Annotated in this window: 19 protein-coding genes and 1 pseudogene; 16 read left to right on the forward strand and 4 right to left on the reverse strand. The window is 34.5% G+C overall.

Going from position 1 to position 21759, the window contains the following annotated elements:
• Positions 1-105 precede the first annotated feature (105 nt).
• The 4 genes from M2373_RS14835 (at position 106) to M2373_RS14850 (ending at position 2990) form a co-directional block, all read left to right on the forward strand.
• Positions 106-561: a hypothetical protein gene (locus M2373_RS14835; protein WP_259111826.1), complete on the forward strand. Its 456-nt coding sequence runs from the start codon at positions 106-108 to the stop codon at positions 559-561.
• 140 nt (positions 562-701) lie between these two features.
• Entirely contained in the window at positions 702-1481 is a 780-nt protein-coding gene (locus tag M2373_RS14840) for a hypothetical protein (RefSeq protein WP_259111827.1), read from the forward strand.
• A 356-nt stretch (positions 1482-1837) separates the two neighbouring features.
• Positions 1838-2440 carry a 3'-5' exonuclease gene (locus M2373_RS14845; RefSeq protein WP_259111828.1) on the forward strand — a complete coding sequence of 201 codons (603 nt, stop codon included), beginning with the start codon at positions 1838-1840 and terminating at the stop codon, positions 2438-2440.
• Between the two features lie 208 nt (positions 2441-2648).
• Positions 2649-2990 (forward strand): YfbM family protein, encoded by a 342-nt coding sequence (locus M2373_RS14850; RefSeq protein ID WP_259111829.1) that lies wholly within the window; start codon positions 2649-2651, stop codon positions 2988-2990.
• A 184-nt stretch (positions 2991-3174) separates the two neighbouring features.
• Here M2373_RS14850 and M2373_RS14855 read toward each other — a convergent pair whose 3' ends face one another.
• The gene (locus tag M2373_RS14855; protein WP_259111830.1) at positions 3175-4206 is read right to left on the reverse strand and encodes a YncE family protein; all 1032 of its coding nucleotides are present in this window, start codon (positions 4204-4206) and stop codon (positions 3175-3177) included.
• 592 nt (positions 4207-4798) lie between these two features.
• Between M2373_RS14855 and M2373_RS14860 the strand changes: the two genes are divergently transcribed.
• The 4 genes from M2373_RS14860 (at position 4799) to M2373_RS14875 (ending at position 9060) form a co-directional block, all read left to right on the forward strand.
• Positions 4799-5674, forward strand: coding sequence for a DUF2608 domain-containing protein (locus M2373_RS14860; RefSeq protein ID WP_259111831.1), 876 nt, complete (start codon positions 4799-4801; stop codon positions 5672-5674).
• Positions 5675-5731: 57 nt separating this feature from the next.
• Positions 5732-7699 (forward strand): hypothetical protein, encoded by a 1968-nt coding sequence (locus tag M2373_RS14865; RefSeq protein WP_259111832.1) that lies wholly within the window; start codon positions 5732-5734, stop codon positions 7697-7699.
• A gap of 5 nt (positions 7700-7704) precedes the next feature.
• Entirely contained in the window at positions 7705-8553 is an 849-nt protein-coding gene (locus M2373_RS14870; RefSeq protein WP_259111833.1) for a cupin domain-containing protein, read from the forward strand.
• 105 nt (positions 8554-8658) lie between these two features.
• On the forward strand, positions 8659-9060 hold the full coding sequence (locus tag M2373_RS14875; RefSeq protein ID WP_259111834.1) for a hypothetical protein: 402 nt from the start codon (positions 8659-8661) through the stop codon (positions 9058-9060).
• Positions 9061-9063: 3 nt separating this feature from the next.
• Here the strand turns inward: M2373_RS14875 and mug are convergent, their stop codons facing one another.
• The gene (mug, locus tag M2373_RS14880; protein ID WP_259111835.1) at positions 9064-9576 is read right to left on the reverse strand and encodes a G/U mismatch-specific DNA glycosylase; all 513 of its coding nucleotides are present in this window, start codon (positions 9574-9576) and stop codon (positions 9064-9066) included.
• A gap of 200 nt (positions 9577-9776) precedes the next feature.
• On the opposite strand from mug, the gene M2373_RS14885 reads away from it, so the two are divergent.
• From M2373_RS14885 to M2373_RS14910, 6 genes and pseudogenes are all read left to right on the forward strand, one after another.
• Complete coding sequence (locus M2373_RS14885; protein WP_259111836.1) at positions 9777-10340, forward strand: TetR/AcrR family transcriptional regulator; 564 nt, start codon at positions 9777-9779, stop codon at positions 10338-10340.
• A gap of 1 nt (position 10341) precedes the next feature.
• Positions 10342-11780 (forward strand): annotated as a pseudogene (locus M2373_RS14890) (MFS transporter).
• Positions 11752-12264, forward strand: coding sequence for a methylated-DNA--[protein]-cysteine S-methyltransferase (locus M2373_RS14895; RefSeq protein ID WP_259111837.1), 513 nt, complete (start codon positions 11752-11754; stop codon positions 12262-12264). The pseudogene M2373_RS14890 and the gene M2373_RS14895 overlap by 29 nt, the downstream one beginning before the upstream one ends.
• A gap of 144 nt (positions 12265-12408) precedes the next feature.
• Positions 12409-13161: a glucose 1-dehydrogenase gene (locus tag M2373_RS14900; protein ID WP_259111838.1), complete on the forward strand. Its 753-nt coding sequence runs from the start codon at positions 12409-12411 to the stop codon at positions 13159-13161.
• Between the two features lie 73 nt (positions 13162-13234).
• Positions 13235-13816, forward strand: a complete 582-nt coding sequence (locus M2373_RS14905) for a TetR/AcrR family transcriptional regulator (protein WP_259111839.1) — start codon at positions 13235-13237, stop codon at positions 13814-13816.
• Positions 13817-14137: 321 nt separating this feature from the next.
• Positions 14138-15937, forward strand: coding sequence for a hypothetical protein (locus M2373_RS14910; RefSeq protein ID WP_259111840.1), 1800 nt, complete (start codon positions 14138-14140; stop codon positions 15935-15937).
• Positions 15938-16043: 106 nt separating this feature from the next.
• Here M2373_RS14910 and M2373_RS14915 read toward each other — a convergent pair whose 3' ends face one another.
• A complete protein-coding gene (locus tag M2373_RS14915) occupies positions 16044-16529 on the reverse strand; it encodes a hypothetical protein (protein WP_259111841.1) in 486 nt (161 codons plus the stop codon).
• Positions 16530-16773: 244 nt separating this feature from the next.
• On the reverse strand, positions 16774-17700 hold the full coding sequence (locus tag M2373_RS14920) for a YihY/virulence factor BrkB family protein (protein ID WP_259111842.1): 927 nt from the start codon (positions 17698-17700) through the stop codon (positions 16774-16776).
• Positions 17701-18614: 914 nt separating this feature from the next.
• On the opposite strand from M2373_RS14920, the gene M2373_RS14925 reads away from it, so the two are divergent.
• Both M2373_RS14925 and M2373_RS14930 read left to right on the forward strand, forming a co-directional pair.
• Positions 18615-19934, forward strand: coding sequence for a sorbosone dehydrogenase family protein (locus M2373_RS14925; protein ID WP_259111843.1), 1320 nt, complete (start codon positions 18615-18617; stop codon positions 19932-19934).
• Between the two features lie 268 nt (positions 19935-20202).
• A complete protein-coding gene (locus M2373_RS14930; protein ID WP_259111844.1) occupies positions 20203-21744 on the forward strand; it encodes a T9SS type A sorting domain-containing protein in 1542 nt (513 codons plus the stop codon).
• Positions 21745-21759: the final 15 nt, after the last annotated feature.

The raw sequence follows: 21759 nt of genomic DNA on the forward strand, positions 1-21759 counted from the left end.
AATAGAAATACAAAATAGATAGTGAAAAAGGCAACGATAATATTAATTGAGTCACTATAAAAAATACATCGGACAATAAAATTAACATATAGAATAAACTGGATTATGAAAAAAATATTTTTATTATTTGTATTATACTCTGGAGTAATTTTTGGTCAATTTACAGTATCAAACAATAATTGGAAAGAAATTGGAAAGTATTTTGAAGGAATAAAGCTTTATGAAAATTCAGATAAAACAAAAGCTAAAATTTCTTATTTAGATTATAATACAATTGGAAATAACGCTTCTGTTTTAAATCCATCAAAATCTTACGAGTTTATTTTTTCGACTGAAAAAGATACATTAGATAAATTGCATAAACTTATAATTGAAAAGATACAAGAAAAGAAAAAACAAGAATTAATTTTAACTTTTCCAGAAGGTGTTTTAACTCTTGATTTTTACGCTGTCAATTTTGTTAGTTTTAAATTTGTAAATAAGGCTACCAATGAAGATTTGAAACGAGAGACAGTTGGTTTAAATATTAATCGAGTTAATAAGTTGTTTGGAAAGAAATAAAATTATTAATTTTTAAAAAAAACTATTAAATAAATACGGTTTAATGTGAGGAAATATAATTTTAAATCTCCCAAACGATAGCATGAATAATATTAAATTCAATTTACCAAAAATTCTCCTTAATCTTAATAGCAAAATCGATGGGTAGTTGGAATACGTTACATCATTTTGATGACAAAAAATTCTATTCAAAAATTGTTCCTGACTTACGGGGCGAAGGGTATTTGCTGAGGAATTATTTCAATTCAGAATTTGGAAAATATATAGTGGGTAATAGTGACCAAAATGAAGAAAGAATTACTGATATTATTAAATTTAGCCAATTTTTAGATGATGAATTTAAGATACACGAAACTTTATTTAATATTAAAAATAGAAAAAAAAGCGTAAATGAAGAGTACAGTAGTTTTATTAAAAAATTATATAAAGATGAAGATGATTTTTATAGAGAAAATGAACCAATAATCGAAGATATTAATCTCATTTTGACGTTAATCATTTTCTCTGAATGCGCATCGTTTAACCCTCATTTAATTTTAGGCCGAACTATATTTACAGCATGTGTTGGTGCAAAACCGGGATCTATTGCTGAAGACATCATTTCTGACTTTACAAATAATGAATTAGGTAGTATATTTTATCCTGTTGCATCAAATTGTAATGGATTGATAAACTGGGTAACGAATGAAGATTTACAACTTTTATGGCTTGATAAAGAAAATTTATATTCTACAGGGAAAGACGCAGAAAAATATTTTTCCGATTTCTGCAAATTCATAGAAATTGCCATTGAAAATGATTTAGGTGTAATTTCCGGAACGAATATGAATGAAAGTTTTTTGAAATTAATACAATCGCCTTTGTCAGTCAAAATAGATGTAAAAGAACTTAAATTAGAAAATGTAATAAACTATAAATGATAATCGCAGTCTTCCAAATGGTTTTTCAATGGCTGGATAAAGTGTAAAATTAATGTTTCCTGAACAGGTTTTTCACCATCCGAGACTAAACATTTTATTTTTTCATCACACACCAATATACGAACATCAATCGCGGAATCTATACCATGTTTAAAAGATATTTTTTTTTTAAAACTACAAAATGATTAGATATGCTAATAGATTGCGTAGTGAGAAGATATCTTTGAGAAATATTCAGTAAAAAATTTAATATGAATATCGTTAATGACAACATAGAAATCTTTAAAACTGAAATCCAAAAACATTTATAAAGCTTATTGCTTTTCTCATTTCCTATTGTGTAATTTGAAAAGGTAGTGGCAGGAAACTCAAAAACAACTAAAAGGGATATGAAATTTTCAAGTGATTTAGTGATTTATGATTTAGAAGGAAGTTGCAAAACTTTTGGAAAAAATGAAATAAATGAAACGAATATAATAGAAATAGGAGCTGTAAAATTAGATAAGAAAACTTTTGAAATAAAAAGCGAATTCTCCATTTTAATAAAACCGAAACATTTTCCAATTTTACCCGAAATCACTGACATTACAAACATTACAAATGAAATGGTTGAAAATGAAAAGTATTTTGATGAAGCCATTCTCTTATTTTTAGATTGGTACGGAGAAAAAAATAAATCAACTTTAGCCGGTTGGGGATTGTACTACGACTTACCGCTTTTGAGGAAAGAATTTACGGAATTTGGATTTGATTATAACAAATATTTTGTTGGTGGAGGTTTTGATATCAGAGCGCTGGGTGTTTATTGGCTGGCAAAAAAAAACATCTCTACATCTGGAATTTCTTTAGAAAGAGTTTTAGAAAAAATGAATCTAAAAGAAGATTTTAAATTTCATAGGGCATTACACGATGCAAAAGCAACAGCATTAATATTACAGCAAATTCTTAATGAAAAATAATTGCCTGTTAATGAAGCAGAAAGTATAAAATTCGCATTTTGTACTTCTATAGATATTTGTATTTTAGTTGAACGCTTCGGCTTCGAAATGTCTGACACCGCCAAAGTTTTGAAATGTTGATCATAAATATAGAATGCTAGCTGAAAACTTGCCAAAAGTCTTGCTAACAGAAAAAAACTAAAATTTAAACAAAAAAATAATTTGACTTATGAGCATGATAGGAAATTTGCTTCGAGTGACAAAATCTGAACTTCAAGAATATCTGAAAAATAGTTCATTATTGGAAGAAAAAATCTATGATGATGAAACGGAAAACGAAAACTTAGTTGATATTGACAAATCGTGGGACGGAATTATATATTTACTGACTGAACAAAGTCTGGCAACCGCTGAACATAATCTTGTGAAAGTTTTATTCAGCGGCCAACTAATTAGCGAAGAACAAGATTTAGGTTATGGACCGGCTCATTACTTGACACCTGAACAGGTTGCTGAATTGAATAATGAAATTTCGGCAATTAAAATCTTGCCATTAAAATCTTTTTTCTGAAAATCAATGATTTGAGTAGTACTGGGAACATAGTTTTCAACGATATATTTTGATCTCTCAAGAGCTGCAAAATATTTATCCTGTATGTTCTGTTTTGCTTCCGATACTGTCTTTTCTGATATTAAATCAAGATAAGATTCAAAAGACAGTGCTTTGTTCCAATAATTTTTCATCATTATGTAATTTAGTTTAGTTCTCGTTTATAGTAGGTTAATCCGAAAGGGTTGGTTCCTACATTTACAGATGCTGACGGGGCTATTGCTCCGGAGGAATTGATATGGTAAACAGATAAGCTGGTAGAAGTCACTCCTGAGTTTGTTACAAACATTTTATTTCCGTCGTTATTGACGACAATGTTATGAGGAGTACTGGAAACAGGTGCTGGTGTATTTGCTTCTTCGCCTGTTGCTGAATTGATTGAATACAGCTGATTTCCGGTAATATTGCTTACAAAAATATTATTTTGATTGGGTGAATGAAAAATTCCGTGGGCTCCCGGATAATTTTTTTCAAATATAGAATTCAGGGTCTGAGAATCGAAAGCATATACTTTTCCAGATTGGCAAGGAACATATAACCTATTGCTTGCTGAATGAAATAAATGCGGTTCTTTACCCACTGTAAGCTCTCCTGTTTTCAAATACGAATCTGTAGAATATATGTATACCTTATCCGATGCCGGATTTCCTGTGAGAACAGATACAAATGCCTTGCTTCCATCCTGAGTTACAAATACATCATGAGGCTTCATGTCAATAGCAATGGTTTTTGATACCGTATTCGTACTTAAATTGATAACAGAAATTGTATTCTCTATATCGTTTACCACCCAAAGCTTTTTTCCCTGTCCATCTGCCCACATGTGGAAAATTCCTTCTCCGGCAGCAATTGACCTTTCAACCTGCTTATTTTCAGGGTTTATTACATGCACCTTTTTTTCTGACCTGTCTCCGACATAAATTTTATCTGTTTTAGGTACATATACTACATACATTGGTTCTGAATTTGGGATCAATAGCGTGTTTGTCGTTTTGTTGGTATCAACATCTATAAAGCTGATACTTTTGCCATTCCGATTGGCAACAACAATTTTCTCTTCGGTACGTTTTGCTACAGAATCCATAGAATCGTCATTGCAAGAATAAGCCAATGTAAGTCCCAGAAATAAAATAGTAGTCCTAACTTTTAAAGGGTTCTTTAAATAATAGTTTTTCATAGCTTTTCAATTTGTATAACTTAATTTTATTTATACATCCCAACCTTTAGAATGTTTAAATAATAGTCGCCGGAAAATTGAAATCCTGACAAACACAATCTGTATCAGTAACCAATAATGGTATAATTTAGTCTCAAAAAATGATATTTAATATGTTTTTTTGATGTGTAATGTATTTGTAAATTAATGTTTTAATGTCGATGTGTGAACTAGTGGTTTTACATTATTGCTGCTGCTCAAATCACTGATGATATGATGTACATACCACAAATTAGGTATAAATACTTAATAGATCTTGTTTTCGATTTATTACTTTTATCGAATAATAATACACCATGAATATCATATTAGAACTTTCCACCTGGGGGAGCGCTTTCGACACGTGCATTTATTTCGACCGACATCAAGTTAAACTAATTCACACCAAGGCTTCAGGAAACACGAGTTTTTAATATGTTATTTAATATCAACAGGGTATAATGTCAAAAGAAGTAGCGCCGGAAACCAATGTAAAAAAGTTTTGGTACCGTATTACTCTTCTTATAATTGGCTTAATCTACTCTCGAAATCAACTTTAAACGCTATACTCGTTATGAAACTCTTATCTACCCAACAACTTTCATTAGCTTTTATGCTTTGTTTTGCCGGCATTTTGAACCTTTACAGTCAAAAAACTATAGATACTGTTATGGTAGGTTTTGATCATAAATGTTCACCTTATTACCAAGCGATTAATCAACAGGCTGCCCACGGTATTACCAAAGTTATTTTTTTCGATCTCGATAACACTCTCTTTATTGTTAACAACAGAAAATACGGCAGTGATGACTGGTCGTCATTGATTAGCGATTCAATAAAAACTAAAATTAATCCTGCATATACCAAGATTTTTTTTGATGAATTATATGATTCTATTTCTGTGACAAATTATAAGTATCTGCCGGTAAGTCCTGTTTGTATACAAGCCAGAGATTTAATAAACAAAATTTCTAAAAAGGAGCACACATTGGTTTTTGGACTTACTTCCCGGGCTATTAATATTGCTGTCGAGACAGATGCTAATTTATATAATGCAGGCTATCGGTTTATGTATAAAACTAAAGAAGAGATAGCAGTCCCACCGGATGTTCAGATGGCGAATAATGTTATTTACACAAAAGGGGGTAACAAAGGATTGGCAATCAACTCTTTTATCACCGCGAATTTTCCTACTAGTACAAATTATGATATATATTATTTTGATGACACGTACAGAAAGCTCGAACAGGCAAAAGAGTATATAGATAATCTTACTCCTATACACCATAATGATCTTGTTTTGGATAAAGCAAAGATGCATTATTACTTCTTGAATGACGAAAGAATCAAACCTATAGAATCTGAAGTGGCAAGCGCTTATTGGCAGAGCTTTTTGTATATGATTTATACTAAAAAACAATTAAATCCTGAACTGGTTCTGAAAAAGTAATTCAGGGATATTTAAATATAAAAACTAATAAAAACCATAAAAAAAAACTAAATAACTATGGCAAATTATGCATCATCAAAAAACCTGGGTAACGGATATCCGACTCCAGGTCCTCAGAAACCTGATATTCAGGACATCATGAATCACGCTTATTTCCTGACTGAGGGTCAATGGAAAGAAGCAAAAGAAAACAATTCTTATGACTATATAATTATTGGCTCGGGCTTCTGTGGGTATGCCTTTGCTAAAAGAATTCTGGAAAATGAAAGTGAAGCTACAATTCTCATGATTGAGCGTGGAGGCTTTTTATTACCTACCCATTTTCAGAATTTAGGAGCAAGCTATAAGAAATTAGTTGGTCCTATTTCTGAAACTTTTCCTTGGAGTTTATCTCAGTCTACGATGCTTGAGAAAGCACCTTATCGTGTGACGCAGCATGGTATGTTGCCATATTTTGGCGGTAGAAGTTTCTTATGGAGCGCCTGGTGCCCTCAACCCGAACAACGCCAGGCTGAAAAATGGTCTCCGGAGCTGTTTGAGTCTTTAACAAAAAAAAATAATAAGACATCTTATTTTGATGAAGCTCTTAAGTTATTGCATGTTCATAAGTCAAATGACTTGCCTTTTTCAGAGAATTTAAAAAAAATGGGGCTGAACAAGAATTTAAGTGAATTACGATTGCCGGAATACGGAGCATTGCAAGATGCTGTTTACAAAAAGTTGAAGGACAAAAGAGAAGAATTTAACTCTAACAACAAAACAGAAGCGGAGCTTATGAAGGTAGAGTATGCTTCTTTAGCTTGTGGTGATGGTGAGGATAAAGGGATTGATTTTAATAAGTTTTCTACTCCGACAGCTATTCTTAATTTGGTAGACAGCACTGCATTTGTAATTAATAAAGATGATAAGGATGATGATCCGGTTATTAAAAAAAGAAAAGGACGTAATAATATGTATCCAAACAGATTACATATTGTGACAGAATGTATCGTAGAAGAAATTTCTAATGAAAATAATAAAGCTTATGCATTATTGACAACGAGAGGTACCATTGCATTGAATGATGCAGAATTGATATTAGCAACCGGAGCCATGCCACCTGCTACCCTGATCCAGAAATCATTCAACCATAAATTAGCTGGTAACCATTTCACTGCACATACTATCTCTGCCATCACTGCCAGAGTAAAGAAAGACAAATTTTCAGAGCTATCAAAAAATAACAATCTGCAGATGGGGGCCATTTACTTACCTTTCTTTGCGAAAAATAAGCAACAGTTTCATATTCAATTGTCAATTATTCATGATCCTGATCCAAAAGCTAATAAAGAGACGGCAATGCGTTATATGCCTGATGTAGTGTCTACAGCCTCTCCTGAGCAATTGAAAGGCTCAGAGGATTATATCATCCTAGTGTGTGCAGTCTTAGGCGAATTAGATATTCATAATGAAAATGCATCTTTCAATGCCAATAAAGATACTGATCCTACGACTGCAAGCTTATTGCGCTGTAATCCTAGTCCGTTAGATAAAGAAACATGGGATGATATGGGGGAAACAGCCTATGCTATTCTTGATTATGTATTTGATAATCCGGAATACTGGTATAGCGATCTTAACTATTACCAAGAATCTCTCGTGGGCAAATATTCTAAAGATGAATTGGAAAAACGAGATAAAATGCAAAACTCATGGGTGAAGAAAAAAGACCGTACACCTTATCCACATGTTCCTGCGATGGTACACGAAGGTTCTACATTACCTATAGAAAATAAAAATGGTATTAAGCATGTAGTCAATTTAGATTATCAGCTGCTGGACAATGATGATAAAGCTGTATCTAATTTATTCATAACAGGAGCGTCATTATGGGCACAGAGCGGTGCCTGGAATCCGACTTTAACCATGACCGCAATGGCGTTACAATTAGCTGATAAACGGTCTGCAGCTAAACAAAAGCGTCTTAAGAGTAAAAATCCTGAGCCTACTGCTGTACTTACTTTAATTGATCAATCTAAATCTTAAGCACCATGGATAATAACGAAACAGTTAAACTTTTAGAAGTAAGTCCGGATTTAATATCTGTAGTAAATATGGATGGGGTTTATACCTGCATTAAGGATGCTGATTCCAGATTTGTATTTTGTAATGAAAACTTTGCGAAATTAGTGGGGAGTTCTGCCTCTGATATTGTAGGCAAAATAGATGATAGAGCAGATCATGTAAAAGATGATGCGGCAGTAAGAAAAGCGGGTGTGCCATTGTTGAATCATCGCGAAGTAATAGAGTTACCGAACGGATCTCAGCAGCCTATTCTTACACAAAAGGGATTATGGCGATGTCCGACAGATGAATCTGAGATTCTGGGGACTACGGTTAACTTCTCTTTGCAGAAAACAAAAGAAGCGTGGATTAAAGATTTAGGGCTTAAGCTGGTAGATCGTGTCGGTTATTTTGGTATTGACAGTACTCATGAAGCCGACAAGGATAGTACCTATTCTTTGAATTTTATTCTGATAGATAACCTTCCAAAGCTAAAATTGCATAAGCTTACTATGGATGAACAATGGTTTTTTCATGAAGGCTCTGCCTTGGAAATTTATATTTTCGATGTATTGAAAAAGACAGCTACTGTTAAAGTCTTAGGTCGAAATATAGCTAAAGGAGAGAAGTTACAGGTCATAGTACCCAAAAATACATGGTTTGGTGCTAAAGTTCTGAATAAAGATTTTAATTTAAGCAGCTGTAGCTTAGCACCGGCTTTTAAGGAGGGTTGCAGTACATCTTTACCGGAAGATGACAAGGAAAGAAAAATTTTCCTGGATCATCTGAAACAAATTTTCCCGGAATATACTGCTGTAATCGACGAACTTTCTTAAATTTATAGGGAGTCACGGCTTAACCTCATTCGGCATCTTGCTGGATGAGGTTTTTATTGAGTTTATCATAAGCTCAGGAGATTTCACATATACCTTTTAAAAAAGATGGCAATAAACAAAAAAAATAAAAATAGAACCTCTGTTGATAGTAAGGAATATCTGTGGTCGGTATTTGATGAGTATGACCAGACAGAGTTTGATGGGATACAAATTAAAGCAATATGTTCAGACCAGACTCATTTTATAAAATATGGATTGCAGCAAGAAGAAAATAATAGAAAATTAGTGCTTGCTTTGAGAGATTATGCCAAATTGGTTCATCTGTCATCACCTCCAAAATTTGAAAATAGCGAAGGAATAATTACTAAAACCGGAATTGTCAGAATGATAAAATGGTGTAAACAGGATATGCATCAGATTGAATATGCATTGGATGGAGACAATAATAATTTGACTGAAGCAGAGAAGCAGTTGTTGCTTGAAGAGCTGCAAAAAATAATAAGTTGATAGTCAGGTTATATCCTGTCGTATTGTATCATGATAAAGTTCAGTGTAATGGAGGGTAAGATCATCAATACCGAAACCACGGTTCAGACCGCTGGGATTAGGCAGTACCCAAACTGTTGCATCTTGAATTTTTTCATTCTGTCTGCCCCACATAATTTGTTTTTTGCCTGAAAATACAGCGTAAGCAGGTTTTCCTAAAAAGGCTATATACTTTGGCTGATAGCGCTCCATTTTCTCCTGGAATATCTCAAATGAACGTATAAATTCGTGCTTCGAAAGCTCGTCAGCACGCACAGTAGGTCTCGCCACTGCGGTCGTTAAACCGTAGCCGAATTTTAAAATATCTTTATCATTAACTGCTTCAATTTGGTAGGGTGTAAAACCTGCCAAATGTAAAATTTTCCAAAAACGATTGCTTTTTCCTGAGAAATGATAACCCTCCGAAGCAGATTTTAAGCCGGGATTAATTCCGCAAAAAATAACACTGAGATTTTCCGAAATAATATCTGTTAACATAAAAATTAATGATTTACAAATGTTCTGTCAATATTAGTCGTTTGTTAATTAATAGGCAAATCATCATATAGAATTACTTTATAATTTCTTTGATATGGCATCAAGATTTAAGTCACCCTTTCAGATCTATAGATGATGAGAATTAAAATGATATAAAAATTAAATATACAAGTCTGTCTATTTAATTGTAGATTTGTCTTATGAAACAGAGAGGACAGGTCGTGGTCGACAAAATACTGGACACGGCTGAGAGGTTATTTTACTTACAAGGCTACAGTAATACAGGAATCAATCAAATCATTGAGGAATCTGATATTGCAAAAGCATCTTTATACAAACACTTTGAAACGAAAACAGATCTGTTGATCGCTTACGTTCAGCGTACGCACAAACTTTGGTTTACCAGGTTAGAGGCTGCTGTAAATAAAGTTGCTGATCCCAAACAAAAGATCCTGACTCTTTTCGACCATCATACGAAACGGCAGGAAATCAGAAAATTTGGAGGCTGTCCCTTTATCAAAGCCAATGATGAAGCAGGAATAGATGATCCTCGTTTTTTGGAGGAAATACAGGCAACAAAAATTCACAGTAAGGAATTTATAAAAAGTCTTGTTGAAAATTCGGTGCATAAAAAATTCCTGTCAGACGAAGAGTTGGCAGAAACAATTTATGTAATGCTGGAAGGTTCTATTGTTACAGCTTCCGTTTTTAAAAATTCCGATGAAATACAATCTGCAAAAAAAATTATTGAAAAGCTAATTTAAAATGAAGGAAATTAAGAATAAATGGCTTGAACTTATCATCGTATTATCAGCACCGCTGCTCTCTGTAATCGATGTATTTATTATTAATGTAGCCATTCCGACCATCAAAAGGGGAGTTCATGCGACAGATGGTGAAATGCAGCTGGTAATCGCAGGCTATCTTCTTGGTTATGCCGCTTTTCTGATAACCGGCGGAAGGGCAGGAGATCACTTCGGAAGAAAAAAGGTTTTCTTTTGGGGATGTTTGCTTTTACGGTTGCATCCTGTCTTTGCGGATTGTCACAGACAGCATTTCAGCTAAATGTTACAAGGCTTTTTCAGGGGTTGAGTGCTTCGTTCATGGTTCCGCAGACGATCGCATTTATTCAGGTCTTATTCACGGATACTAAAGAACGGGCCAAAGCATTCGGATTATATGGAATAACGCTCGGAACGGCAGCCGTAATCGGACAGGTTTTGGGTGGGTATTTGTCTGATACACATTGGTTTATTGAAGGGTGGAGATTGGTGTTTTTTATTAATTTACCAATAGGGATGGTAACACTTTGGGCAACATATCAGTATGTTACTGAAACTGTAAAACATCAAAGTACAAAATTTGACTATACTGGAATATTGATCTTAACACTGGCTTTATTTTCGCTTATTTATCCTTTAATTCAGGGACGTGAAGCAGGTTGGCCATTGTGGAGTTTTGGATTGCTTGCGGTATCAGTTTTACTATTTATGTTTTTTATTTATAACCAGAAAATCAAACTTTCCAGGAATGAAAACCCTTTAATTGATGTCAGGTTGTTTAGAATAAAAGATTTCAATATTGGCCTGGTTGCCGTACTGTTTCACTTCATGTTACATACAGCTTATCTTCTGCTGAGTGCAGTTTATCTGCAAAACGGACTTGGAGTTTCAGCACTGGATTCAGGATTGTATTTTATTGTTCCCGGAATTTTATTTATTTGCTCTTCTGTAATGGCTTCCCGATTAATTGTTAAATTCGGGAAAAGAGTGTTGCAGATCGGTGTTGTTATTTTATTGGCAGCATTTTATCTTCAGATGACGCTCTGGAAACCGGGAATCAGTATCTGGATGATTATCGGATTAATGGGAATGTGGGGATTCGGAAACGGATTGGTACTACCTTCATTATTAAATATAGCACTGAAAAATGTACCATCTCAATACGCGGGGGCAGCGGCAGGAATTTATTCTACCTTTCAGCAAACGGCTTCGGCGTTGGGAGTGAGCATCATTGGCGGTGTATTTTTTTATTTTTCAAAAGATGGGTGGCAAGCGGCTTATCATTTCGGCATTATCTGTTTGTTAATTTGTGTTGTTATGGTAGGATTAATGCTGCAACTGCTTCCGGGCACGAAAATAGCATCCGAAATACCGGGAAAATTACAGGAAAAAAATGAAAGATCTGAAACAGCTGATATATAAGGACGTTAATTCGCCTGTTGGATTTATCAGAATTATTGCTTCTGATAAAGGGCTTGTAGCTATAATCTGGGAAGGCGAAGATTATAAAAGAACCAAGCTTCCCATTCCGGAACAAGATGACCATCATCCGATACTTTTACAGACAGAAAAGGAATTAAACGAATATTTTGAGAAAAAAAGAACTTGTTTTAATATTCCTTTGGATTTTAAAGGAACCGAATTTCAGATAAAAGTATGGGAAGCTCTGTTGAAAATTCCGTACGGGAGTACAAAAACATATGGCGAACTGTCCAAAATTCTTGGTGATATCAAAGCCGTTCGCGCTGTTGGAGGAGCTTTAAATAAAAATCTGATTTCTATTATAGTTCCCTGTCACAGGGTAGTGGGGGCATCCGGAAAATTATTAGGTTTTGCGGGTGGACTGGCGAATAAGTCTATTTTACTTGACCTGGAACAGGGATTTACAATGCAAAGTTTATTTTAATTGCCATTCTAAAAAGATTCAGCTTTAATTTTCAATAAGTTAAATTTAACAAAAGTTTAACACTTATCATAATGGAATGATCGTTCCGTTATTGTAATTTTGTCTCAGAAAATTTAACAATCAATCATTTAAAACATTTTAAAAATGAAAAATTTAGAAAACAAAGTAGCTATCGTAACTGGCGGAAACAGTGGAATCGGATTTGCAACTGCTGCAGAATTATCAGCAAAAGGCGCAAAAGTAATTGTAACAGGAAGAAATAAAGAATCTCTTGCACAGGCTGAAGCAGAATTGCAGGTGACAGGAATTCAGGCAGATCAGACTGACCTAAAATCAATAGACAGCTTGGTGGAGAAGGTTTCTTCGCAGTTTGGAAAAGTGGATATTGTATTTTTAAACGCAGGAACAGCAGCTTTCGCCCCTTTAGATTCAGCATCGGAAGAACATTTTGACAGCATTATGAATGTGAATGTAAAAGGGGTCTATTTTACAGTACAAAAATTATTACCTATTCTAAATGATGGAGCTTCTATTATTTTAAATACTTCTGTAAATGCACATTTAGGAATGCCAAATTCAAGTGTTTATGCAGCAAGTAAGGCAGCTGTTTTATCTTTAAATAAAGTTTTTGCGGTAGAACTGGCTTCAAGAAAAATCAGAGTTAATGCTGTTTCTCCCGGACCTGTTGAAACTCCGCTTTACGGAAAGTTAGGATTGGCAAAAGAAGAAGTAGAAGGATTTGGAGCCGTTTTAGGAGAGAAAATTTTATTGAAACGTTTTGCTCAGGCGAATGAAATTGCAAAAACAGTAAGCTTTCTTGCTTCGGATGATGCTTCATTTATCACAGGAGCAGAAATTGTGGTTGATGGTGGATTAACGGTGAATGCTGTAGTATAAATTTTTTTCTTACATTTTGGAACGAATGTTCCGTTAATTTTGTACTTTTGCAGAATACATTAAGTGAAAGATCATGGCAAGAACTAAAGAATTTAATGAAGATAAGGTCTTAGACAAAGCGATTGAGATTTTCTGGCACAAAGGCTACAACGGAACTTCGGCTCAGGATCTGGTAACGCATCTCGGATTGAGTCGTTCCAGCTTATATGATACTTTTGGAGATAAACAAAAATTGTTTGTGGCATCTTTACAAAAATATCAGAAACAGTCTCAGGATCATATCTTACAGCTTTTAGAGACTTCCGAAAATATAAAAAAAACTCTACACGATATCTTTAAGCAGGCGGTTATTGAAAGCCTTGAAGATCGAATTACAAAGGGATGTTTCATGGTCAATACCTCTATTGAACTCGCAATGCATGATACAAGTGTGGCGAAAATTGTACAGGATAACATCAAAGTAATGGAAGACATTTTTACACAGGCGGTTCAAAAAGGTCAGGATTTGGGACAGGTTTCTAAAAATATGGATGCCAGGATTTTAGCGAGATTTATTTTTAACAATTATTCAGGAATCAGGGTTTTGGCGCGGACCGGAGAACATGATAAACAGAGGTATGATGATATTGTGAAAGCAGTGATGTCTGTGTTATAAAAATAGATGTCACGATGAGTATTGATCAAACTGTAAAAGATGTTGTTAGGTAAAATCCAAAAAGGAAAATCAACTGGATCTGAAATCTGATTCATCTTTACAAAACGTTCAGAAACGTTACGTTTCAGTCCTAAAAAGCTTCTGTTTCAGGAGCTTTTTTCATATATGAATGCTGTTTTTATTTTTAAAATCCTGCAAAAGTTTTATTGATGAGATTTTGCTCTTCATCGGAAATCGAAAATGCGATTAAAATTACTGAAGTTTCCCCTTATATTGGCTTGTAAATTGATATGATAGATTTTAATGAATTTTAGATTATTGATGAATAAACGGGTTGTAATTTTAATTTTTGGTTTAAATTGTTTTTTCTTTGTACCTGCACAGGAGAAAAAAGATTCTCTCTATTACAAAATAGAAAAATTTTCAGATAAGAGAAAAGTCACCAAATTTTTCCACCGTTTTATCTTTCGTAGAGAGGCCGATTCAGCTTCTGTTAAATCAAAAACGGAGAAACTGTCGCAGGAAACTTATCAGGGAAAATATATCAGAAATATCCGGATAGAAACCATTGACCCTTTTGGATACAGCTCAGAAGATAAAAAAGAAAAGGTTAAATGGTACGATTGGTTTACGAATCATCTCCATTCCAACACAAAGGTTTCTACTGTTAATAATTATTTGCTTTTCAAAGAAGGGGAAGCGTATAACGCGCAGAAACTATACGAATCCGAACGTTTATTAAGAACAATGCCCTTTATCAACAGAGTGAGTATAAATGTTGCCGACAGTACTTCTACCAAAGACTCCATCGATGTTGTTGTAAAAGTTTTAGATTCATGGAGTCTGAAGCCGAGGCTCAGCTATTCCGGAAGCAAAATTGGTTTGGGTGTTACTGAAGAAAATGTATTGGGACTGGGACACGAGCTGGATCTTCTTTACAGAAACGACTCCAAAGAAAAACAGGACTATCTTTTAGGAAGCTATACCGCCTACAATCTTTTTGGCTCTTATATCAATGCCCAGGTTTTGGGAGAACGCGATTTTTTTAAAAATGAAAGAATAAATTTCAATGTCAGAAGAGACTTTTTCTCACCTTTAACGAAATGGGCCGGAGGTTTTACTTTCGAATATTTTATGCGGAATGTTTTGCTTCCTATAAAAACCGATACCGCTTTCCCGGAAGTTCAGATTAAAGTTTACAGTCAGGATTTATGGGGAGGTTATCAGATTCCTGTTTCATCCGATCCGAATGAAAAAGTATCCAGTAATATCGCATTGATTGGTAGATTTCAGAATTATCAGTACAAAGACAATCCGGGAATAGATCAATACCAGTATTTCAGTTCTTACAGCAGCTTTTTAATGTCTCTTGGGTTTATTAAGCGGAATTTCTCGGTGCAGAAAAATATTTTTCAATATGATCTGCCGGAAGATATTGCTTATGGCAATTCGGTGAATCTGACGGCGGGTGTTTTATCAAGGAGTAATGAAGCCATGCCATATGCGGGAATTTCGGCTTCTTACGGAAGTTTTACCAGGCTTGGTTATTTTAATGTGAAAGCTCAGTTTGGCAGATTTTTTAATGAAGATCCCCGAAACCGCGAGTCTTTTCGTTTGGACGGAACTTATTTTACAAATCTTGCGGATTGGAAATTTGCCAAAGCAAGACATTTCTTTTCTCCTACTTTAGCATTAGGAAATCCACAGCATAATTATTCTTATAAAGACCGTATTAATCTTTCTGCAACAGATGAATTTCCGGTTTATAATTCGGATTATATCGGGACCAAAAAGCTCGTATTAAGATATCAGCTGCAGCTTTTTGTCAATAAAACATGGAAGAATTTCCATTTCAGTCCTTATTTAACAGCAGCGGTTGGCTGGTTGGGGCTGCCTGATGATAAGCTGTTGAAAACACAGGCCAATACAAAAATAGGAATTGGTGTTTTGATCAATAATCCTTATTTGGTTTTCAACAGAATACAGATTTCTTTTACCTATTATCCGCGAGTTCCTTTTGATAATAATTCAGTTTTTGATTTTAACAGTAACCGAAACAATCTTTTACCGATCAATAATCTTGCGACAGAAGTTCCGCATTTCGTAAATTTTGGAAATTGATAATTAAAAAAGATAAAGCTGAGACTAACTCAGTAATAAGACTAAAAAAGTTCGATTCCGGCCTAAGGAATCGAACTTTTTAATTTTTGATTATTTAATCAAAGGTTTATTTTTTTGCCTTCAAAGAAAGATTATCTATATAAACTGCCTGATGTACGCCGTTCAGTAAAACTTTAAGTCCCAAATGGCTGTCTTTTTTCAGAGAGATCGTATATGTTTTTTTCTCTCCTGTTATTTTTGCAGGCTTAGCTATTGAAACATATGATTTTGTATCCGATGGGGTATTGATCGAAAACAGTTCAAGAGTAGTTTCACCTCCGTTGTCTGAAGCATCAAGACTAAGGGTATAAGTTCCTGCAGTGATTTTTGGAGTCACTAAATACATATTCTCTCTCGGGTCATTCATCGAATAAAAAATAATTTTTTTATCATTAGGATAAAGCATGGCTTTTCCTGACTGAACAGTCCAGCATTTATTGATATCTTTCCAGGTGTCAAAATTTTCTGTAAGTGTAGATACAGGTTTGCATTGTGCATTGGCTGTTACAAATCCTCCTAAAGCCACTATTCCAGCAAATACGATTTTTTTCATGTATTATTTAAATATTTTGACGTAAAAATAGTTAAAAAAGGTTGTATTGGAAAGCTATTGATCAACAATCTGGAGCACTACATGGGGTTGTCTTGTGTTTATATTATCCATTTTATATAGATTAATTATGAAAAATTTTAATTATTTATTCTTTTGTTTAAAATTATTTTCAGGGAAACTATATATTGTTTCTTAATATCTGAATAAACAGCTTAAATTTTAAATTTACACCTAAAAGGAAAGTTTATGAGTCCGTTTTTTCTCCGGTATTTTGTTCATATAATTTGGCTTTACTCCATTTTGCAAATTTCGATGGAACAATTTTGTATCCTTTTTTATAGCTGTAGACTTTTGTAAATTCCACACCGAAAAAAACAAGCATGCAGGAGTAGTTGATCCACAGCATGATCAGGATAACAGTTCCCGCAGTTCCAAAAGTTGAAGTCGGCTTAAATTCACTGAAATACAAACTCAATAAAAATTTACCCAGTGTAAAAAGAACTGCAGTCATGAATGCGCCTCTCCAGACCGGTTTCCAGCTGATTTCTGCATCAGGAAGCATTTTAAACATAAGGGCAAACAGCAGCATAACGACTCCAAACCCAATGGCAAAATTAATGACTTCAACAATTAAATACGTTTCTAATCCGAAATACCTTGTAATGAAGTTGTTAAACAGGCTGATGGCTGAAGATAATATCATGGTTACCATCAATAAAAAACCCAGAATAAGAATCATTCCCAATGAGTTGGCTCGGTCTAAAATGAATTTTTCCCAGGCTTTTTTCGGAGCTGCTTCTACATCCCAAAGATTATTCAGCGACTTTTGCAGTTGAAAGAATAATGTAGTAGAACCAAAAACCAGTGATCCGATTCCCACTACCTTCATGACGACATTTTCTTTGTCAATTAATGCTCCGGTGACCATACCTTCTACGCTTTTAGCTGCTTCAGCCCCCATAAGACCACTGATCTGCTTGCTGATTTCACCCTGTATAGCTTCCTGTCCGAAGAAATATCCTGCAATCCAGATAATAATGATCAGCAGTCCGGGTATTGAGAAAATGGCGTAATAGGCTAAGCTTGCTGAGTTTTCTGATGCAGAGGATTTATTCCATTCTGTAAAGGTTTCTTTTAAGACCTCCCAGAAGAATTTAATATTCTTGATCATATCATTATATTTTAAGTGTTGGTGGTAGAAATTAAATGATTTTATTCATGATAAGAATAAATCTTTAATGCATGAATACTTTAAAGTCTTAGCAAGGTTTTTGCCAATTTTGCAATAATTGAGTTTAAAATTCTTTGATTTAACGCAGTGTATGTAAAAAATATATCGAAATAAAGAATAGGATTATTGCTGTTTACTCTGATAATCAGATCTTAAATAAGAACGAGCAAAGCACTTGAAAGCTTCTTCATTCTGTCAAATAAAAAATCCCCGATTGGATCGGGGATAAAAACTAATAACCATGAAAACTCAAATTAAACATGAGAATCAGTTGCAAATTTAAAGCAAAATATTTTAATAGCCAATCCAGCTTATCTATAGATTGTATTGTCAATTTCGTTTGCTTTTTAGAATTTCGAAAAGACTGAGGGGAAAAGTGAATTATCTAATACTTTTACTGGAATATTTTTGAAATTATTCTAATTTTTTAATTTATTTCTACAGGTTTGTTATCTTAAGCATAGGATTAGAAGATAGTATGAAAAGAATTCATATTCAGGTGATTATAGAATGGGAAAATTTGTAGTATTATTCTCACGATTGAATAAATTGTCATGCGATCACTAAATTGGAAGGCTTTTTAGTTTGTTTTTAGTTTTTCGGCGAGCCAAAGGCTCGCCGAAAAACTAAAACAGCAAATCCGCAGAACGGAAAAATTTAGACAGGCTCTTTACTAAAATTTGATATTCAAAGAAGCAGATTTAGATTATTACTGATTGAAAAAATAAGAGAGAATTTATAAATGATCATTCTGAAGCTTAGAAAATATTTAATATTATTTGCTTGAATCGTTTCTTTTAAGGAATGGTTTTTGTTTTTTTAGTAAATATTCTTAACCACCACATCTCAAAATTATGAAAAATTATCTTTTACCGGCAGTAGCACTGCTTATTTTTAGTTGTAAGGAAAGTAAAAAGACTTCCGGCATGACGCAGCAAGGCGATAAAGCCGTCACTCAAACAGATACGTTGAAATTACCGCCTCCGGATGAAAAAAATGCGAAAAATAAATTCAGCAATGTGATAGGATGGGGAAAGGATAAGGCTCCAACTGCTCCTGAAGGTTTTACCGTAACCCGATTTGCTGAAAATATCAAAAGTCCCAGAAACATGATTCAGGGAGAAAACGGAGATATTTTTGTGGTATTGTCCAATTCGGAACGTTCTGCTACAGAGAAAATAAAAAATGACATCAGTGGAAAAAGCGGGGCTGAGGTCGGAGGAAAATCGGCGAATAAAATACTGCTTTATCGTGATGCCAATAAAGACGGTATTCCCGAATCTTCATCTGTATTTTTAGATAACTTAAACCAGCCTTACGGAATGCTGATCATCAAAGATCGGTTTTATGTAGCCAATACCGATGGACTTTGGGTATATCCCTACAAAGCAGGAGAGGTAAAACTTACCCAACCGGGTAAGAAAATAGTGAGTCTTCCTGCAGGAGGATATAACAATCATTGGACCAGAAATTTAACGACCAATAAGGACCAGTCTAAAATTTATATCTCCGTAGGATCGGGTAGTAATGTAGGAGAAAACGGAATGGAAAATGAAGTAAGAAGAGCCAATATTCTTGAGGTAAATCCTGATGGAAGTGGCGAAAAAATCTATGCTGCCGGACTTAGAAACCCTGTAGGGATGAGCTGGAATCCTGTAACAGAAGAATTGTGGACCGTTGTGAATGAAAGAGATGAGTTGGGTGATGAACTGGTGCCGGATTACCTCACAAGTGTAAAGCAAAATGCTTTTTATGGTTGGCCATACGCTTATTTCGGGAAGAATGAAGATCCCAGAAGAAAGGGCGAAAAACCTGACCTGGTAGCAAAAACTATCGTTCCTGACGTGCCTTTGGGAAGTCATACCGCTTCTTTAGGATTAACATTTTATACTGGGAGTCAGTTTCCGGGAAAATATAAGAATGGAGCTTTTATCGGACAACACGGTTCGTGGAACCGTTCTTCACTTGTAGGATATCAAGTGGCATTTGTACCTTTTAAAAATGGTAAAGCTTCGGGCTCATATCAACCGTTTCTTAACGGTTTTATAGCAGATGAAGCAAAAGGAGATGTCTACGGAAGACCCGTGGGAGTTCTTCAGCTTAAGGACGGATCTTTGCTGGTAGCAGATGATGTAAGCGGAATTGTCTGGAGAGTTTCTTACCCTAAAAAATAGGATGTATAAGCAAAATTAGCTTAAAAAAGCTTTTCAGAGATATTGAATATCAGAATTAAACAAATTATAAGTCTCCTGCTGAAGGGAGACTTTTTTGCGGCTAAATATTTAACTGATAATAGGTAAGGCTTTTATCATAGAAAGCTCTCTATGACTTAGTCCCAAGATAATTATCTTTTGAAATCGAGTAGGGTAATTATTTCTTTGAAAGCAAATTTTAATTTCAGTTTTAATAAGATACTTTTGCACACAAATAAATTATAAATCCATGAAATTAAAATTATTTTTTGCGATCCTGTTTCTATCCGGATCAACCCAAGCACAGGTTGCCGGAGATTATGATAACAGTTTTGGAACCAATGGAAAAGTTGTTGTCAGCGATCCGTCTTCTTCAAAAGTAAAACTTTCGAATATAGCTGTTCAGTCGGACGGTAAAATAGTTGTTGTAAACAAAAAAGGAAATCTTGATACACAGTTTCACATTCAAAGATTTCTTTCTGACGGGACCAAAGATTTATCTTTCGGAACCAATGGAATTTCGAGTATTACATTACCGTCATATACTGTATCGCTCAAAAATATAACCATTCAACCGGATGGTAAAATCCTTGCAGGAGGAGATGTTTACCCTAATGCCTTTAATTCAGATCATTATTGCGGAATAGTGAGGCTGAATCCTAACGGATCTCTCGATACTACTTTTGGAAATGGCGGGAAAGTAACATTTGCATATTCATCGTATGCAAATGCAAGTGATGAAATCAATAAAATTGTTGTGCAGCCTGATGGAAAAATCCTTACTGCAGGAATGTCTTATGACGGTACAAAAGGAAGTTTTGCAGTGGCCCGTTTAAATGCTGACGGAAGTTTTGATACCGGTTTTGGTACTGGAGGAAAGCAGGTGAAATCTTTTCCGGCAACAATTGCATCAGTAGTGTATAATGTTAAAGTTCTGCCAAACGGGAATATTCTTTTAGCAGGAACCATCGGTAACAGCTTCGGGTTGGTAAAACTCATGCCAAACGGAGATTTTGATACTTCTTTTAATACAACAGGAGCTAAATCTTATGCTTCCGATCTTACAGGAAACTATTCTGTAATGACCTTCTTACCAGATCAGTCAATGATTTTTGCGGGGGTTACTTCTTCAGGGCAGAATAAATATTTTAAGTTCAATTCCAATTTACAGTTAGATCCTGCTTTTGGTACTGGAGGTACTGTTACGACAGGTACTTCATCGGGAAATTATCAGGAGTCTGGGGTTTCCAGAATGGTTACAGATAACGAGGGAAGGATATTTGCTTTAGGAAGAATCAACGGTCCGGGAAGTGTTCTTCTTTTTTCAGTGACGTGTTTTACACCTAACGGAGCTATTGACAATAGTTTTGCTACTAACGGAAGGCTGGTAATTAATCATGGTTATTTAACTAACGGTCCGTTTGACTGTATATTACAGGCGGATCAGAAATTGCTTATTTCAGGATATATCACCAATGACCAATATTCAACTCTTTCTGATGGTTTTCTTAACAGATTTCATACTCAGATGAGTGTATTGGGCACAGCTGAAAAAAATAAGATTTCTGAATTTACCGTATTTCCTAATCCTGTTAAAGATATAGTAACCATCGGTCATTTGGATAAGAAAATTTTCAATCAGATTATAGAGATTGTAGATGGAACGGGAAAACTTATTTTACAGCAACGCGCTCAGCACGAAACTGAAAAAATTGATATCTCGCATCTTAGTTCTGGTATATATTATATTAAAATTGGCAGTGAATTAAGTAAAAAGGTGATTAAGAAATAAATTAGAAATTTCACA

This window comes from Chryseobacterium sp. JUb7 (assembly GCF_024806495.1).
GTDB lineage: Bacteria > Bacteroidota > Bacteroidia > Flavobacteriales > Weeksellaceae > Chryseobacterium.